Source organism: Streptomyces cylindrosporus (assembly GCF_022698165.1).
Taxonomy (GTDB): domain Bacteria; phylum Actinomycetota; class Actinomycetes; order Streptomycetales; family Streptomycetaceae; genus Streptomyces; species Streptomyces cylindrosporus.
Genome location: NZ_JALDAY010000003.1, coordinates 375,927 through 392,588, shown reverse-complemented (window position 1 = coordinate 392,588; position 16,662 = coordinate 375,927). Strand labels below are relative to the sequence as shown.

The window sequence follows — 16,662 nt, the reverse complement described above, 5'->3', positions numbered from 1 at the left end:
CGCCCACGAGAGGACCGGCCGCATGCCGACCCCGGAACCCGCGGCCGCTCGCGCCGAAGTCGTTGCCCAGGATCCGCCGCTCTATCGCGACCCCACCGCCCCCCTCGCCACCCGCGTCGCCGACCTCCTCTCCCGTATGACCCTCCGGGAGAAGGTCGGTCAGCTCAACCAGCGCATGTACGGCTGGGACGCCTACCGCCGTACCCCGGACGGCGGTTACGAACTCACCGACGCCCTCCGTGCGGAGACCGACCGCTTCGAAGGCCTCGGCGCCCTCTACGGGCTCATGCGCGCCGACGCCTGGTCCGGCGTCGACCACACCAACGGGCCCGGCGCCCACGACAGCGCCGCCCTCGCCGAGCTGGTCCAGCGGCATGTCGTCGAGCGCAGCCGGCTCGGCATTCCCGCCCTGTTCGTCGAAGAGGTCCCGCACGGCCACATGGCCCTCGACGGCACCGTCCTCCCCGTCAACCTCGCCGTCGGCGCCACCTGGGACCCCGCCCTGTACGAACGTGCCGCCGCCCACGCCGCCGCCGAACTCCGCGCCCGCGGCGGCCACGTCGCCCTCGTCTCCGCCCTCGACATCGCCCGCGACCCCCGCTGGGGCCGTACCGAGGAGTGCTTCGGCGAGGACCCGCACCTCGCGGCCAGGCTGACGGAAGCACTCGTCCGCGGCATGCAGGGCACTCCCGCCGACTACTTCGCCCCCGACAAGGCCCCTGTCGTCCTCAAGCACTTCGCCGGCCAGGGCGCCACCGTCGGCGGCCGCAACTCCGCCGAGTCCGAGCTCGGTTGGAGGGAGCTGCGCGAGATACATCTCCCCGCCGCCCGCGCCGGGACACGCGCCGGCGCCGCCGCCGTCATGGCCGCCTACAACGAGGTCGACGGCCTGCCCTGCGCGGGAAATCGCGCGCTCCTCACCGAACTCCTCAGGGAAGAGTGGGGATTTGAGGGGCTCGTCATGGCCGACGGGCTGGCCGTCGACCGGCTCGCCCGCATCACCGGCGACAAACTCTCCGCCGGTGCCCTCGCCCTCAACTCCGGTGTGGATCTGAGCCTTTGGGACGAGGGCTTCACACACCTGGAGGAGGCCGTCGAGAGAGGGATCGTCCAGGAGGCTGTTCTCGACGCCGCCGTCGGGCGGGTGCTTAACCTCAAGTTCCGGCTGGGGCTCTTCGAACGGCCCTACAGAACAAGCGAGTTGCCTTCCTGCGAGCATGGCCGTGCCCTCAGTGCCGACCTCGCCCGCGCCGCCGTCACCCTCCTCCGCAACCGCGGCCTGGTCCTCCCCGTCCCGCCCACCGTCTCCCGTATCGCCGTCCTCGGTCCTCAAGCCGCCACCACCGCGCACCAGTCAGGCGACTACACGGCCCCGCAGCGCCCCGGCACCGGCAGTACCGTCCTCGAAGGGCTGCGCCGGCTCGCCCCGGCCGGTACCGACATCCGGTACGCCCGCGGCTGCGCCCTCACCGGCGACGACCTCTCCGGCGTCCCGGAGGCCGTCGCCGCGGCCGCCGCCTCCGACCTGGCCGTGCTGGTGCTGGGCGGCAGCAGCGCCCGTACACCGGAGACGGACTTCGCCGCCAACGGGGCCGCGATCGGCGCCGTTTCGCACATGACCTGCGGTGAGGGCGCCGATCTCGCCGGGCTCGGGCTCGGGCGGGCGCAGCACGCGCTGATGGACGCCGTCGTCGCGACCGGCACGCCGACCGCGGTCGTACTCATCCAGGGGCGCCCGCACGTCGTGCCCGACTCGGCGCACGCGCTCCTCACCGCCTGGTACCCGGGACCCTGGGGCGGCGACGCCATCGCCGAGGTGCTGCTCGGGCTCGCCGAGCCGCGCGGCCGGCTGCCGGTCTCGGTTCCGCGGTCCGTCGGCCAACTCCCCGTCCACTACAACCACAAGGACACCGAGTACGGCGGTTACGTCGACGAGAGCGCCGAGCCGCTGTTCGGGTTCGGGGAGGGGCTGACGTACACCGGTTTCGAGTACGGGGCTCCCCGTACCGACGGGCGTCGCGTCACCGTCGACGTCACCAACACCGGCTCCCGGCACGGTCGTTCGGTCGTGCAGGTCTATCTGCGGCGGCTCGTCACGGACGTATGGCCGCGCACCCTCGAACTGTGCGCGTTCGAGGGTGTCGAGCTGGCGCCCGGCGAGACCCGCACCGTCACCCTGCGGCTCGACGTGGAACTCGCCGGGACCCGCGGCGCGGAGATCAGGGTCGCCGGATCCTCGCGGGCCGCGCTCACCGCCGTACCCCTGCCGCTGCCCGTCAGAGCTTGACGGCTCCCGACGAGACGCCCCGGTAGAACCAGCGCTGGGTGATGACGAACAGCACGAGGACCGGGATGATCGAGATGACCGAGCCGGCCATGACCACCCGCTGGTCGTAGCCGAACGACGAGCTCTGGAGCCGGGACAGGCCCAGGGTCAGTGTCATGTGGCTCTCCGAGCGCAGCACGATCAGGGGCCACAGGAAGTCGTCCCAGGCGCTGATGAAGGTGTTGATGACCACCACCATGATCGCGCCCCACGCGGAGGGGAGATAGAGGTGGCGGAAGCGCTGCCACTCGTTCGCGCCGTCCAGCATCGCCGAGTCCTCGATCTCGCGGGGGACCGCGAGGAACGCGCCGCGCATCAGCAGGACGTTGATCGCGCCCACGAAGCCCGGCAGCCAGACGCCCGCCAGGCTGTCGACCAGGCCCAGGTCGCGGATGCTCAGGAACAGCGAGACCATGATCGACTCGAACGGGAACATCATGGACGCGACCAGGACCACCCAGACCGCCTTGCGGCCCTTCCAACCGGGCTTGGACAGCATGTAGCCGGCCGTGGTGGAGAAGACCAGCTGGCTGGTGATGGACAGGATCACCACGATCATGCTGTTGCGGATGTACGTGGCCACCGGGACCTGGTCGAAGACCTGGCGGTAGGCGCGCAGCGTCGGGTCGTGCGGCAGGAGCGTCGCGTTCGCGCCGAAGACGTCCTCGCCGGTGCCCTTCAGCGAGGCCAGCAGCTGCCAGAGCAGCGGGCCCACCGTGATGCCGAGGACGAGGAGCAACAGCAGGTAGCGGACGACGAGTTCGCGCGGGCGGCCGTAGTCCCGCCAGCGCGGCATCAGGCGCCGGGGCTTCTCGACGGCGGTCGTCATGCCTCGTCCTCCTTCGTCAGGCGCTGCGCCAGCAGGGTGAGGCCCAGGGTCAGTGCGAACAGGGCGACGCTGACCGCCGAGCCGTAACCGGCGTTGCCGGTGATCGGGTCCAGGCCGACGTCCCGGATGTAGAACGGCAGGGTACGGTCGGCGCCGCCGGGGCCGCCGGTGGAGCTGCCCAGCATGTAGATCTCGGTGAAGACGCGCAGGGAGCCGATGCCGGTGAGCGTGCCGACGAGCATCATCGCCTGCCGTACGCCCGGCATGGTGATGTGCCAGAAGCGGCGGACCGCGCCCGCGCCGTCCATGGAGGCGGCCTCGTGCAGTTCCTTGGGCACGTTCCCTAGCGCGGCCAGGTAGAAGACCATGTACCAGCCGAGGCCCTTCCACAGGGTCAGGCCCATCGCGCAGAACAGGATCAGCCAGGAGTCGGACAGAAAGGGGATGGCGGATCTGATCAAGTGGGCTTTCCGCAGCCAGGTGTTGACCAGACCGTCGTCCGCGAGCAGCCACTGCCAGCTCAGGCCCACGACCACGCTGGAGGCGAGGACGGGGGTGTAGAAGGCCGAGCGGAAGAAGCCGATGCCGGGGAGGTTCTTCTCGACCAGCACCGCCAGCATCAGCGGCAGCAGGACCATCAGCGGGACGACGACGATCGCGTACAGGACGCTGTTGCGGGTCGCCAGCCAGAAGTCCGAGTCGTCCACCATGCGGGTGTAGTTGTCCAGACCGACGAAGCTCGCCGCGCCGCCGAGCGGCTTGGCGTCGGTGAAGGACAGCAGAACGGTGTTGAAGAAGGGGAACACGCCGAAGACCACCGCGCACACGATCGCGGGGGCGGTCCACAGCCACGGCAGCCACCAACGGCGGTACAGCGCCGCGCCGTTGGCGCCCGGCGCGGGGCCGGGCAGCACGGCCCGGGCGAAGCGGCGGATCCGGGACGGGGCCGGGCCCGGTGCGGCGGCAGTGCGCCCCGCACCGGGCACGGACACGGGCTCGGCGGTCTGGGTCGCCACCATCAACCCGCCTGCTTCAGCAGCTCGTTGGCCTTCTCCTGGGCGTCCTTCACGGCCTGCTCCGCGCTCTTCTTGCCCTGCATCGCCAGCTGCACCTGGGACACGATCGCGTTCTGCACCGCGGGGGAGAGGTTGGTCTGGTTGGTGGAGGCCGTCTTGAGCTGGTCGGCGACGAGCTTGCGGGCCTGGGAGAAGGGATCGCTGCCGGTGACGTCCTGGAAGAACGGGTCGTTCAGCGACTCGGTCGTCGTCGGGAAGATCACCACGTCCGGGTCCTTGCACCAGGCCGTCTGGTTCTCGGCGTCGGTGAGGAACTCCGCGAAGGAGAGCGCGACCGGCGCGTGCTTGCTGGTCGCGGCGACCGAGATGTACTGCGGGGCGCCGGCGGAGGCCTTGCCGAGCGCGTCGTAGGGCTGCTGGCCGACGCCCGTCTTCGCGTAGACGGAGGGGCTGTTCTGCTTCACGAACCGCACGAAGCTCGGGTTCGTCGAGCCGTACGCCACCTTGCCCTGGCTGTAGAGCGTGGACGGGTCGTTGCTGGAGGACAGCGAGTCCTTCGGCATCGCGCCCTCCTTGTACAGCTTCGCCATCCAGGCGACCCACTGCACAGTCCTCGGATCATTCGCGAAGACGGCCGACTTGCCGTCGGAGGAGAGCGTCTTGATGTTCATCTGGTCCCAGTCGGCCGGGATCCGCCAGATCGGGTTGGCCATCGTCGCGTAGTACTTGCCCTTGGCCGCTTTGGCGACCTTCTCGTAGTCCGCGAAGAGACCGAAGATGCTCGTCGGCGACTTCGTGGTGTCGACGCCGGCCTTCGACAGCAGGTCCTTGTTGTACGTGATGAGCACACCGCCGGTGTACCAGGGCAGCACGGTGTGGATCGACGTGCCCTCGGCGTCCTTGAAGGTGCCGGACTTCCAGAACGACGGCACGAAGGGCTTGGCCGCGTCCGGGTCCTTGGTGCCGAGGTCCAGCAGGTAGCCGGCCTTGGTGAGGGCGGTCGCCGTCGGGGCGTTGAGGTTGATGACGTCCGGCAACGTACAGGCCTGGGCGTCGGCGACGGTCCGGGAGGTGAAGGTGTTGTCGCCGGGGTCGTCGATCCACTTGACCTTGGCGCCGGGGTGGGCCTTCTCGAAGTCCTTGATGACGCCGTTGAAGAAGTCGCCGAAGTCTTTCTTCAGGTTCGTCGTCTGGAAGGTGATCTGGCCCTTGACGTCACCCGTCAGCTTCCCGGAGCCGACGTTGCCCTTGTCGACCTTGCAGCCACCGGCGGTGGCGTCCCCGCCGTCGGATCCGCCCGACAGGCCGCAGCCTGCGGCCGTCAGGGTCAGGGCGATGATCCCCGCCACGGATGCGGTCAGTCTTCCAGCGCGCATGTCCACCCTCCTGGGACCAGCCGAAGGGCTGGTTCAATCAACCAACTTCGACTCCGATTGATGAAAAGGTGGACCAGAATTCATCGGAGGTCAATGGGTTGCCGTGTTGCGTTTAGGTTCCGCCCGTGATCAGTGGCGGTGTTCGTGGTCCGGGTGCGAAGGGTCGCCGGGGTGTTCGTGTCCGGCTGCGTACACCACATCGGTGCGGGCCTGGTCGAACCAGTCGAGGAAGGCGCGGTGGGCGGCGGCGCGGCGGAGTTCGTGCGCGATGGCCTCGCGGGCCTGTTCGTACGGCAGGAAATCCGTGGGGGCCGGGCGGGCGAAGGGGTCGATGCCGCGGCGTAGGGCGGCCGGGGTGAGGTAACGGTCCCGGTTGCGCTCGTAGTAGTCCCGAACGGCCGTCTCCGGCACGTCCTGTTCCGCCTCCAGCCGGGCGAGCAGGAGGCGGGCGGCGGAGGAGTGGGCGAGCGTGGCGGCGACGATGCTGCCGAGGTCTGCGACGTCTGTTTCGGCGATGGTGAGGAGGTGGGTGGGGGATACCTCCGGTGGGGGTGGGAGGGCTCGGTCTGCGCAGGCGCGTCTTGCGAGTTCGTCGGCTACGACCACCTGGGTTGCCCAGCGGCGGCGTTGTCTGTCTGCGCGGGATTTGGACGCCGATTGATGTGCCTCGACCGGTTGATTGGCGGGTGCGGGTGTGTGGGGGCTTGTCGCGCAGTTCCCCGCGCCCCTGGGCGGCACTGCTGGCACGTTCCTCAGAAAGGCTTCGACGCGTTCTTTGGGGATGGGGTTGCCCTGCACTACGGCTGCCGGGTCCGTCATGGGGTCACCTCCAGTTCTATGGCCCTTGTGTAGGCGACCTGGCCGTTCCAGGCCGTTTTTGCCATGAGCCAGTACGCGCCCGGGGGTACGGCGTTGGCGTCCACCTCGATGAAGCAGTCCAGGGTGGTGTCCGCGGGGGCCGTGAAGCCCTGGCAGGCGGGGGTCACGCCCGCCCATGTGCCCCAGGAGGAAACCGCCCACAGGGTGCCGTTGATGGGGCCGCGGGTGGTGTTGGTCAGGGTCACCGGGATCCGGGCTCGTTCGCCTCGGTGGACGGTGATCTGGTCGACTCCCAGAGCAGTCACGAGAGTTGGGCCCGGCGGATCGCCTGGGACGTTCAGGGCCACCACATCCTCGAAGGTCTGGCCCTCGTACGACAGCCGTGCCGACAGCCAGTGGCGGCCGGGGGCCGGGTCGGGCGGTGGGGTGACCGTGATTTCGGCGAGGGTGAAGCCGTTCGGGGGGAGGGTGTACGGGAGTTCGGCGGGGGTGGGTGTCCAGCCGGGCGGGGGCTCGATCGTCACCGTGCCCGAGACCGGGGCGTCGGTCAGTTCCGAGGAGACCCGGACCGTCGCGGTGACCGGGCCGCCGGAGGCCGTCAGTGCCGTCGGTGAGACGTACACGGCGACCGGCATGTTGCCGCGTGGGGCGGGGCCCGAGTTGTGCAGCCAGTAGCGGGTGTGGACCGGCTGGGCGGGCTCGTGGGCGGCCACTCCCTGGTCGTACTCGGGTCTCCTGGACTCGGGTGGGGTGGCCAGGATCGTCGCCACCTCGAAGCCGGTCAGGCCGACCTCCAGCGCGCCCCGGGCGTCCGGTGCCAGGGCCTCGCCGGGGGTTTCCAGGACGTCCGCCCGGGCGCCGCGCAGCCACTCCTTCGGGCCGCGCACGCGCGCCCGTACCGGACGGCCGTTCACCTCGTGCATGCGTACGACGACCCCGCGGCCGGGGTCGGCTGCCGCCACGCTTCCGCGGGCGAGCGGGGAGCCGGTCGGCTTGAGGGCGTCGAGGAGGACCTCGCCCGCGGGTTCGAGCGTGAGCAGGGGCAACTCGCGGGGGAGGGACGCGCCTTCGGCGGTGCCTCGGATGCGCGCGGTCAGGGGGTGGTTGAACTCGTGGCCCAGGCGGGGGAGTTGTTGGGCCCGCCAGTCGCCCTCGCCGGCCACCACCGCGTACTCGAAGGTGTGGGACCAGCGCTGGAGCTGGAACGCCGAGCCGTCGGGGGTCGTGCGGCGCGGTGGGTCGACCCAGATGCCGGACGGCCAGCCGGTGCAGGAGCGCATCAGGGACATGTAGAGGTCGCCGGACGCGGTGACCACGCAGCCCGGGGTGCCCCGATTGAGGACGGCGAAGCCTCGGCCGTCCCACGCGTCGCCCGGCGGGAGGGCCTCGCCGCCGCCCGCCGCCGTGGCCCGTACGACCGCGTCGTCCAGGTCCGCGATCAGCGCGTCGACCGCCTTCGCGTCGCCCTCGGCGTCGGCGCCCGCGACCACCAGCAGCGGCAGCCGCTCCAGGTCGCGCAGATCGGCCCCGGGCACCCACTCCTCGCGCAGCCCGGCGCGTGGCGCCACCCACACGGCGGCCACGCCCACCTCGGCCAGTTGGCGTTGGAGTTCGCGCCCCGCGGCCGGGTCCATGCCCAGCGCCTCGGCGACGACGGAGTTGCGGTCCGGGCCGCCGACGGCGATGCGGATGTCGGGGAGGTTGGAGTCGACCTCCAGGTCGCCGTAGCGCGGGCCGCCCGCGATGGTCGAGGTGGCCGTGACGCCGCTGCGGACGAGGGCCGCGGCGAGCGGGGTGCCGAGTTCGCCCGCCTCGTCCCAGGAGGGGTGGACGAGTTCGGCGACCCCGATGGAGCGCTGTCCGATCAACTCGCCTGTGTCGTCCCGCAGTTCGACCCGTGCTGTCGAGCCGAGGCTGAACCACGTGTTGGCCGGGTTGTCGAGCGTCCACGGGAACCGCTCGCTGTCCACGTCCACGAACCCGAACCCGCGCCCGATGACCGCGTCCGCCACCTCGTGCACCGGCAGCCCGCCCCGCACGTCGGAGGGCCAGCGGACCCGGATCAGGCGGTCCGCGCCGTCGTAGCCGTCGATCGTGGTCGTCGCGTCGACGCGGGGGACGCCGGTCCACAGGGTGAGGCGTTGGGTGTAGCGGAAAAGGCCGAGGTCGGCGCGGACCGTGATGCGGGAGCCGGCCGGGGAGTGCTCGACATCGATGTCCGCCCGCACGTCACGGCTGCGGGCGGCCGTGGTGCCGGTCGGGGTGAGATGCCAGGGGCCCTCGCCGAAGCGCGGGTGTCTCGGGTACTCCTCCTGTACGACCAGCTCGTTGCCGATGTCGCCGGGGCGCAGCAGCTCCCGGCCGCCCTCGGCGAGCGCGCGCAGGCTGCTGACGCCGCCGCCGCGCGCCGGGTCGACCGTCACCTCGTAGAACTCGTTGCGGACGGTCAGGCCCTCGCCGGGCGCCCACGCGGGGGCCGGGCCCTCGGTGAGGGGGAGGGCCTTGAGGCCCATGCCGGGCAACTCCGGTACGACGACGTGGAGTCGGCCGTTCTCGCGGACGGCCGGGAGTCCGGCGGGTGCGAGGCCCGGGTCGTCGACGGTCAGGACGTCCCCGCGCTGCCAGGTCGCGGAGTTGAAGACGACCAGGTCGGGGCCGTCGCCCGGGGTGACGTGGTCGGCGAGGGCCTGGGTGGCGTCGGCGTGGACGGTGCGGGCGAGGTCGTGGAGTTCGCGCCAGCCGGTCAGCAGGTCGATGTAGACCTGGTCGGACTCGGAGCCGGTGATGGCGTCGTGGTGGGCGCCGTAGACCAGTTGCCGCCAGGCCTTGTCGAGGGCCGCGTCCGGGTAGGGCTGGCCGGTGACCAGAGAGGCGAGGGTCGCCCAGGCCTCGGCGTCGGCGAGGAGCGTCTCGCCGTACCGCTGGGCCTGCTTGGTGTCGATGTAGGAGACGTCCTTGCCGGTGTAGACCGGGTTCATGTCCCGTGTCTGCGGGGAGGCCTTGCGGCCCTCGGATTCCAACTGGCCGCGCACGGCGGCGAAGAAGTCCCGCGGGACGGCGCTGATGAAGCGCGGCCAGACGTAACGGGCGTTCCAGTCCCGGTGGATGTCCATCACCCAGCGGCACGGGGGCGCGTAGTCGCCGCCGACCGGGAGAAGGACGTTGCGGGTGAGGGCCACCTTCTTCAGGCCCTTGAAGAGCTTGAGGGCGGCGGCCTCGGCCTCGGGGAGGGTGGGCGCGTTGTCGATCGCCCAGCCGGCGCCGTAGTGGTTGACCATGTAGGCCGTCAGCAGGCCGCGCCCGGAGGGGGCGATCCAGCTGAACTCGGCCGGGAACTGCATGCGCCCGGGGTCACGCGGCTCCTCGCCGAAGACCGAGAGGGTCGGGCCCCACTGGTGGAACGGACCGCGCGCCCACGAACTGGAGGTGACCCCCGCGTCCGCCATCAGTCCCGGGAACTGCGGGTCGTGCCCGAACGCGTCCAACTGCCAGGCGGTCTCCGGGGATCCGCCCATGATCCCGCGCTGGAACCCGTCGCCGTACAGCGCGTTGCGTACGGTCGCCTCGGCGCCGGTGAGGTTGGTGTTGGGCTCGTTGTAGGTGCCGCCCATGATCTCGACGCGGCCGGTGCGCATCAGCTCGCGCAGGAAGGCGCGCTCCTCGGGGAAGGCGTCCCAGTACGGCTTGAGGTAGTCGACCTCGGCGAGCACGAAGGTGTAGGCCGGGTCCCGCCGGGCCAGGTCGCAGTGGGCGCGGACCAGGCTCATCCCGGACTGGCCGCGCGAGTCGAAGGTGCGGGCCGGCAGGCCGGTGCTCGCCGGGTCGTCGGCGACGTCCCAGGTCTCGGTGTAGGCGCCCTGGGTGTTCCACCAGACGGGGTCGTAGTGGAAGTGGCTGACCATGAACATGGTCCAGCCGGGCTCGGCGGCCGTGAAGTCTAGGGTGTGCCGGGCGACTTGGGACCCGTCGACCGCGGTGAGCGTGACCTCGCGGACGTCGCCGGGGGCGAGGCCGTCCACGGTCACGGGTATCTCGGCGTGCACCGTGCCGTCGTCGCCGGTGGTGGCGACCGTGTCGCCGGTGACCCCCGGGCCCTCGACGGTCAGCAGGACCGTGCGGCCGGGGAGGTGCTCGATGCCGGCGGCCACCACCTGGAGCGGACGCTCGACGGCCCTGACGAAGAGCTCGGTCGACTCGGCAGAGATGACGCGCATGGGTCTCCTACGAGGATGCTCGGCGGAGGCCCATCCTGGCATCGCCTGGATGGTTCAATCAACCATCTTCACGTTTCCTCGGTGGTTCATCCATGCAAACCCGGCCGAGATCACCTCGCCCGGCGGCCCTTCACGGCGTGCTGCGGGGTGATGTGGTCGGTCAGCGCGAGCGAGGCGCTGGCGCGCTGGTAGGCGACCTGGCCGACCCGGACGTACAGGCAGTCCACGATCATCAGGACGGAGTGGCGGCCGCCGATGCTGCCGGTGCGGAAGCTGGTCTCCGAGGTGGCGGAGATCAGCCGGATGTCGGCGGCCCTGGCCAGCGGGGAGCGCGGGTCCGTGGTGATGGCGATGGTGGTGGCGCCCCGCTCCCTGGCCATCTCGAAGGGTTCGAGGGTCTCGCGGGTGGCGCCGGAGTGCGAGATGCCGATCGCGACGTCGGCCGGGGTGAGCAGCGCCGCGGAGGTGGCCGCGCCGTGCACCTCGGTCCAGCCGCGCACCTGGCAGCCGATCCGGAACAGCCGGGTCTCGGTCTCCTGCGCGACCGCGCCGCTGCCGCCGACGCCGTACACGTCGATCCGGCGGGCCTTGGCCAGCGCCTGCGCCGCACGCTCCAGCGCGTCCAGGTCGATCCGGTCGATGGTCTGCTGGATCGCGCGCAGGTCGGCGCTGCCGACGACCTGCACGACCCGCTCCAGACTGTCGTCCGGCGAGATGTCGGGGCCGATCTCGGCGGAGCCCCAGTCGGAGACCTCGCCGCGGCCGCGCTCCTGGGCCAGCTCGATCAGCAGATGCTGGTAGGAGTCGAGGCCGATGGCCCGGCAGAAGCGGGTCACCGTCGCCTGCGAGGTGCCGGTGCGGCGGCCCAGCTCGGCGGCCGAGCAGTGGGTGACGGCGGCCGGATCCTCCAGGATCAGCTCGCCGACCTTCCGCAGCGAGCCGGCCAGCCGCGGCAGCTCGGTCCGGATCAGTGTGGTGACGTCCGTCGAGGGCATGAAGAGAAGGTACCAGCCACCCTTCCGGGTGCGGTTTGAATACCAGGACCACGAACACGAGCGATGTTCACTCATTGCTCGCCGCGTCGAGCCTGTGATTTATTGATTCACGTAGGGAGTCATATGGGGTGGTTCAATCCACCAGTGGGGAGTGTCGTGTGTCCGTCTCGTCTGTGAGCGCCGAGGGTTTCGCGCGCGAGGGCCTGGCCGTCCTTGAGGACATCACCGAGTCCGCGCGGGACGCGGTGGCGCGGGCCGCCGGGCTGATCGCGGACTGCGTCCGCGCCGACGGCGTGATCCAGGCCTTCGGCACGGGCCACTCCCAGGCCATCGTCCTCGAACTCGCGGGCCGCGCGGGCGGCTTGGTGCCGACCAACCGGCTCAGCATCGCCGACCTCGTCCTCTACGGCGGTGACGACCCGAGCGTCCTCGACGACCCGCTCCTCGAACGCAAGGCGGGGGTGGCCGGGCGCATCTACGACCTCGCCGAGCCGCGCCCCCAGGACCTCTTCGTGATCATCTCCAACTCCGGGGTGAACAGCGTCGTCGTGGAGACGGCGCTGCGGGCGAAGGAGCGCGGGCACCGGGTGCTGGCGATCACCTCGGTCGCCCATACGCGGGCGGTGCCGGCCGGGCACGAGAGCGGGAAGAAGCTCGCGGATCTCGCGGACGTGGTGCTGGACAACCGCGCACCGCGCGGGGACGCGCTGCTCGAACTGCCGGGTGGGGGTGCGGTGTGCGCGCTGTCCACGCTGACCGGGGTGATGCTGGTGCAGATGGTGGTGGCCGAGGCGTCGAGGCTGCTGCTCGACGCCGGGGAGCGCCCGCCGGTCTATGTCTCCGCGAACGTGCCGGGCGGCTTCGAGGGCAACCTGGAACTGGAGAAGCGGTACGCCGGGCGGATTCGGCGGACGGCCAGTTAGCGGGGTCGGTCCTGGGGTCGACGGCCTCGGCCGTCAATGGGGCGCGGGGCCGCTGCTGCGCCTGACCACCAGCTCCACCGGTACCAGCGGCTCGACCGGTGCCGGCTCGTCGTGGCCCTCGACGAGGTTGAGGAGGAGCCGCAGCGAGCGGGCTCCGATCTCGGCGAAGTCCGTCCGTACGGTGGTCAGCGGCGGCAGCAGATGGGCCGCCTCGGGAATGTCGTCGTAGCCGACGACGCTGACCTCCTCCGGCACCGAACGGCCGGCCTCGTGGAAGGCGTGCAGCACGCCGAGCGCCATCTGGTCGTTGGAGGCGAACACCGCCGTGACGTCCGGGCGGCGGGCCAGAGCGCGGCCGAGTTCGTAACCGGAGCCCGCGCTCCAGTCGCCGAGGAGGGGTTCCGGTACCTCGGCGCCGACTCCCGTCAGGGTCTCCCGCCAGCTCGCCAGCCGCTGGTCGGCGGAGGTCCAGCCGGCCGGTCCCGCGATGTGGTGCACGGTGCGGTGACCGAGGCCTAGCAGATGCCCGGTGGCCAGGCGGGCGCCGGTGCGCGAATCGGCGGTGACGACGGACGGGCCGCCCTCGACGTCGTTCTCCAGCACCACCAGCGGAGTGCCGAGGCGGGCGTCCGCCAGCGCCCGCCCCACCCACCGCTGCGGCGCGATCGCGATCACGCCGTCGGCCCCCTCGGCGGACAGCCGGTCCACCGCCCGTACGACCGTGTCCTGCTCGGCGGTGTCCAGGGCGATGGAACTGACCAGGTAACCGGCGTCCTGGGCGGCCGTGTTGATCGCGGTCAGCACGGAGGCGGGCCCGTAGCGGGCGGCGTCGAAGGAGATGACCCCGAGCATCCGGGTCCGCCCGCTGGCCAGCGAACGCGCACTGCGGCTGGGCCGGTACCCAAGGGACCGCATGGCGGCGGTGACCGCCTCGCGGGTCTCGGGCCGTACGGAGGGGTGATCGTTGAGCACCCGGGAAACGGTCTGCTTCGACACCCCGGCCAGCCGGGCCACGTCGTCCATCACGGGCCGGGCTCCCGCGAAGTTCCGACGCCGACGGGCTCTGGGGGCGGGCTCGTCGGCGGGGCTCGGGGTCATGGTGACGGTTCCTAGGGTGGCGGGTCATGCTGGTGGGGCGGGCCACAGCATAGGCCGGAACCGACGGACGAGCTGCGGCCAGGAGGTCCTGGCCGCGGGTCGGCGGTCAGTTGTGGGTGCCGTTCCAGGTCCACCGTGCGAGCTCGATGCCGGACTGGCCCCAGGGGGTGGTGTAGACGGCGTCACCGTTGGCCGAGGTGCGCAGGTCGTACCCCTCGCTGTAGTTGGTGAGCTCGTTGTAGTCGCCGTTCCACAACTGCCCGGCGTTGAGGCCGCTGTCGCAGGTGCTCAGCCACACGGCGTTCGTGGAGGTCTTGGCGTCCGTGGTGAGGCACTTGCCGGTGTACCAGCTCTTCAGCTGGCGGTAGGTGATCCCGCTGGGGTAGTCGGTCCACGAACTGCCCCAGTTCCAGTAGGTGCCCGGCGACTGGTCGCAGGGGCCCGACCAGACGTTGCTGGTCGTGGTGGAGCCGGTGAGGCAGTTGCCCTCGTAGGCGTTCTTGTACACCCAGTCGGTCGCCGCGTACGCGCTGGACATCGAGCCCGCCACGGTGAGCATGAGGGCCGCGAACAGCATGGGCAGGGTCAGTCTGACGGTCTTCCTACGTCTCATGAGGGGGAGGATCGACGGCAGAAGCGTTGATCACATGAACCAAACATGAACATGCCATGTCGCGGCGGTCGTGCCCTCGGCATGTACGCCGTCCTCATCGGACCGCCCAACTCCGCGCCACGACCCACTCGATGCCCAGAACGGCCGCCACCCCCGCGGCCTCGCGCGCGCCCTCCGGCACATACACCGGCGCGTCGGCCGCGAGCGGCAGCACGCACAACCGGAGCGTGCCCGCGGGCAGTCGCCCCGCGCCGATGTCCCACACCCGCCCCGAATAGAACTGATCCGCGACCAGCGCGTCCCCCGCGTACGCCCGAGCCACGTCCCCCGTCCACCGCACCCGCAGAATCGCCCCGTCCGGCAGCCCTTCCGGCACCTCCACCCGGTACTCCGCCGCCACCGTGTCGAAGTACTTGTCGGCCGGCGCACTCGCCCGGCCCAGCACCCCCGTGACCGTCGCGGGCGCCGCACCGGCGGCCCGTGCGAGCGTCACGGACGCGGCGGGGACTTCGCGGAGAGCCTCGCCGCCGTCGGTCACGTACCGGGCGAACACCCCGTCCGCCCCGGCCCGCACCGCACCCGCCAACTCCCGCCCCGGAGCGGGGAATACGGCGAACGACGGCCGCGCGGCACGGCTGTGCACCCGTACCTCCTCGCGGTCGAACACGACCCCGTCCCCGCACAGCACGAGCCGCTCGGCCCCCCAGGCCTCCCCCCGATACAGCGTGCGCGCGCTCCCCGCGTCCAGCACCAGCAGGCCGACCCGCCCGCCGCCCGCCGTCTCCACCTCGACCAGCGCATCCGTACCGGCCCGCAAGCCCCGGACCAGCACCCGCCCATCGGCCTCCGAGACCTCCCCGGACGGCACGGCGACCGACGTCAACGTGCCCGCGTCCAGGGCGAGTTCCGCGGGGATGCCGTCCGTCGCGGCCAGCACCAGCACCGCACGGCCGTCCGCATCGACCGTGCACACGGGCTGCGCGGTCGCCCACTCCAGCCGCAGCCCCGCCACGTCGAGCCGCAGCGGCCAGCAGAAGTACGCGCCGGAAGGGACGGTGACAGGAGAGCTCGGCAGGCTCAACGCCCCGCCCGCACCTGGCAGTTCCACGGTGAAGGACGTCTGTGGATGGTCCGGCAGCGGCTCGTGCGGCTGGTGGTTGTTGACGAACAGGAAGCCCGAGTCGCCGTCGGACCGCACGGCCCAGCGCAGGGTGTCCCGGTCGTGCTGCCCGTCCGGACGGAGCTCGGGGAGCACGGACTCCATGGGGGCGATCAGATGCCCGTACTCCGCCAACAGCAGGTGCTGGAGCCGGAGTTCGTGGTACGAGGGCCGGTACTGGCCGTGCTCGCCGAGCGGCGCCTGGAAGTCGTACGTCAGGACGGGCAGGTCGTTCGGGTAGCCCGTGGCGTGCGACTCCTGGAGGGTCGTCAGCTCACCGAGCGGATTCGTGCCGCCGTGGAACATGTAGAAGCCCTGCCACACCGAGCCGCAACCGATCTTCGTCAGCCCGAGCGCCCCGATGTCGGCGGCCTCCACCCGCGGCCGCCGGTGGTAGGCGACCGCCATGCCGCCGCCCAACTCACAGGTGGCCCACGGGAATCGGTCCGCGAAGGCGTCCGGCTCGCCGCCGCGCACCGTGGTGGGGCGCAGATCCGCGCCGATGCCCTCGTCGTCGCGCTGGTGGGTGAAGAAGAAGTGCTTGCGGCAGGTGTCGGGCCAGCCGCCGTCCGCCTCGGTCCAGAACGTCTCGGTGTAGCCGCCGTAGAGCGGGAGCAGTTCGTCGGGCGGGAGCCGGACACCGCCCCATGCCGTCGACGTCCACAGGGGTGCGCTGAGCCCCGCCTCCTGTGCCATGCGCTTCAGGGTGAGGAGGTGGCCGGGCTGGTCGTAGAGCTCGTTCTCGATCTGGATGGCGACGATCGGGCCGCCGTGGGCGCGGTCGAGGCCGGCGAGCTGTCCGGCGATCGCCGTGAACCAGGTGCGGACGGGGGCTAGGTAGGCGGGGTCGTCTGTGCGGGGCGTGCAGTCGCGGGCGAGGAGCCAGTCGGGCAGGCCGCCGCCCCGTACCTCCGCGTGCGACCAGGGGCCGATGCGGGGGATGAAGTCCAGGCCGTGGCGGGCGCAGAGCTCGGCGAAGCGGCGCAGGTCGAGGTCGCCGTCGAAGCGGATACGGCCCTCGGTCTCCTCGTGGTGGATCCAGATCACATAGCTCGCCACTGCCGTCACCCCGGCCGCCTTCATCTTCAGCAGCTCCTCCTCCCATGCGCCGGCCGGGTGGCGGGAGTAGTGGAACTCGCCCGAGACCGGGAACCAGGGGCGCCCGCCGCGGGTCAGCCAGCGGCTGGTCACCTCGATCGGGTCGGGAACGCCGGGGGCGTCGGCGAAGGGGAGGTGACCGGTGAGCGGTGGTGCGGAGGGGGCGGGGACACGCAGATGGTGCGGTCGGTGCATC

The 16,662-nt window shown here is 71.4% G+C and carries 11 protein-coding genes; 2 read left to right on the top strand and 9 right to left on the bottom strand.

The annotated features are described in order from the left end of the window. The first annotated feature begins 22 nt into the window (after nucleotides 1–22). A complete protein-coding gene (locus tag MQP27_RS11135; RefSeq protein ID WP_242764455.1) occupies nucleotides 23–2,287 on the top strand; it encodes a glycoside hydrolase family 3 N-terminal domain-containing protein in 2,265 nt (754 codons plus the stop codon). Here the strand turns inward: MQP27_RS11135 and MQP27_RS11130 are convergent. From MQP27_RS11130 to MQP27_RS11105, 6 genes are all read right to left on the bottom strand, one after another. Beyond that, nucleotides 2,277–3,155 carry a carbohydrate ABC transporter permease gene (locus MQP27_RS11130; protein ID WP_242764453.1) on the bottom strand — a complete coding sequence of 293 codons (879 nt, stop codon included), beginning with the start codon at nucleotides 3,153–3,155 and terminating at the stop codon, nucleotides 2,277–2,279. The genes MQP27_RS11135 and MQP27_RS11130 overlap by 11 nt on opposite strands. Next, entirely contained in the window at nucleotides 3,152–4,174 is a 1,023-nt protein-coding gene (locus MQP27_RS11125; RefSeq protein ID WP_242764451.1) for a carbohydrate ABC transporter permease, read from the bottom strand. Before MQP27_RS11125 ends, MQP27_RS11130 begins: the two co-directional genes overlap by 4 nt. Beyond that, entirely contained in the window at nucleotides 4,174–5,547 is a 1,374-nt protein-coding gene (locus tag MQP27_RS11120; RefSeq protein ID WP_242764449.1) for an extracellular solute-binding protein, read from the bottom strand. Before MQP27_RS11120 ends, MQP27_RS11125 begins: the two co-directional genes overlap by 1 nt. A 129-nt stretch (nucleotides 5,548–5,676) precedes the next feature. Next, nucleotides 5,677–6,366: a peptidyl-prolyl cis-trans isomerase gene (locus tag MQP27_RS11115; RefSeq protein ID WP_242764447.1), complete on the bottom strand. Its 690-nt coding sequence runs from the start codon at nucleotides 6,364–6,366 to the stop codon at nucleotides 5,677–5,679. Further along, nucleotides 6,363–10,580, bottom strand: a complete 4,218-nt coding sequence (locus MQP27_RS11110) for a glycoside hydrolase family 38 N-terminal domain-containing protein (protein WP_242764445.1) — start codon at nucleotides 10,578–10,580, stop codon at nucleotides 6,363–6,365. The genes MQP27_RS11115 and MQP27_RS11110 overlap by 4 nt, the downstream gene beginning before the upstream one ends. Before the next feature lie 110 nt (nucleotides 10,581–10,690). Then, nucleotides 10,691–11,575, bottom strand: a complete 885-nt coding sequence (locus tag MQP27_RS11105) for a MurR/RpiR family transcriptional regulator (RefSeq protein WP_242764442.1) — start codon at nucleotides 11,573–11,575, stop codon at nucleotides 10,691–10,693. 158 nt (nucleotides 11,576–11,733) lie between these two features. Here MQP27_RS11105 and MQP27_RS11100 point away from each other — a divergent pair, with 158 nt between their 5' ends. Continuing rightward, on the top strand, nucleotides 11,734–12,498 hold the full coding sequence (locus tag MQP27_RS11100) for a sugar isomerase domain-containing protein (RefSeq protein WP_242764440.1): 765 nt from the start codon (nucleotides 11,734–11,736) through the stop codon (nucleotides 12,496–12,498). 33 nt (nucleotides 12,499–12,531) lie between these two features. Here MQP27_RS11100 and MQP27_RS11095 read toward each other — a convergent pair whose 3' ends face one another. From MQP27_RS11095 to MQP27_RS11085, 3 genes are all read right to left on the bottom strand, one after another. After that, on the bottom strand, nucleotides 12,532–13,596 hold the full coding sequence (locus MQP27_RS11095) for a LacI family DNA-binding transcriptional regulator (protein ID WP_242764438.1): 1,065 nt from the start codon (nucleotides 13,594–13,596) through the stop codon (nucleotides 12,532–12,534). A gap of 106 nt (nucleotides 13,597–13,702) precedes the next feature. Continuing rightward, nucleotides 13,703–14,209, bottom strand: coding sequence for an RICIN domain-containing protein (locus MQP27_RS11090; RefSeq protein WP_242764436.1), 507 nt, complete (start codon nucleotides 14,207–14,209; stop codon nucleotides 13,703–13,705). A 94-nt stretch (nucleotides 14,210–14,303) separates the two neighbouring features. Beyond that, nucleotides 14,304–16,661, bottom strand: a complete 2,358-nt coding sequence (locus MQP27_RS11085; protein WP_242764433.1) for a beta-galactosidase — start codon at nucleotides 16,659–16,661, stop codon at nucleotides 14,304–14,306. Between the last annotated feature and the right edge of the window lies 1 nt (nucleotide 16,662).

Excerpts from the sequence above, each read along its gene's own strand:
- MQP27_RS11130 (WP_242764453.1), bottom strand. The coding sequence starts at position 3,155 with ATGACGACCGCCGTCGAGAAGCCCCGGCGCCTGATGCCGCGCTGGCGG.
- MQP27_RS11135 (WP_242764455.1), top strand. The coding sequence starts at position 23 with ATGCCGACCCCGGAACCCGCGGCCGCTCGCGCCGAAGTCGTTGCCCAG.
- MQP27_RS11115 (WP_242764447.1), bottom strand. The coding sequence starts at position 6,366 with ATGACGGACCCGGCAGCCGTAGTGCAGGGCAACCCCATCCCCAAAGAA.
- MQP27_RS11085 (WP_242764433.1), bottom strand. The coding sequence starts at position 16,661 with ATGCACCGACCGCACCATCTGCGTGTCCCCGCCCCCTCCGCACCACCG.
- MQP27_RS11120 (WP_242764449.1), bottom strand. The coding sequence starts at position 5,547 with ATGCGCGCTGGAAGACTGACCGCATCCGTGGCGGGGATCATCGCCCTG.
- MQP27_RS11095 (WP_242764438.1), bottom strand. The coding sequence starts at position 13,596 with ATGACCCCGAGCCCCGCCGACGAGCCCGCCCCCAGAGCCCGTCGGCGT.
- MQP27_RS11125 (WP_242764451.1), bottom strand. The coding sequence starts at position 4,174 with ATGGTGGCGACCCAGACCGCCGAGCCCGTGTCCGTGCCCGGTGCGGGG.
- MQP27_RS11090 (WP_242764436.1), bottom strand. The coding sequence starts at position 14,209 with ATGAGACGTAGGAAGACCGTCAGACTGACCCTGCCCATGCTGTTCGCG.
- MQP27_RS11105 (WP_242764442.1), bottom strand. The coding sequence starts at position 11,575 with ATGCCCTCGACGGACGTCACCACACTGATCCGGACCGAGCTGCCGCGG.
- MQP27_RS11110 (WP_242764445.1), bottom strand. The coding sequence starts at position 10,580 with ATGCGCGTCATCTCTGCCGAGTCGACCGAGCTCTTCGTCAGGGCCGTC.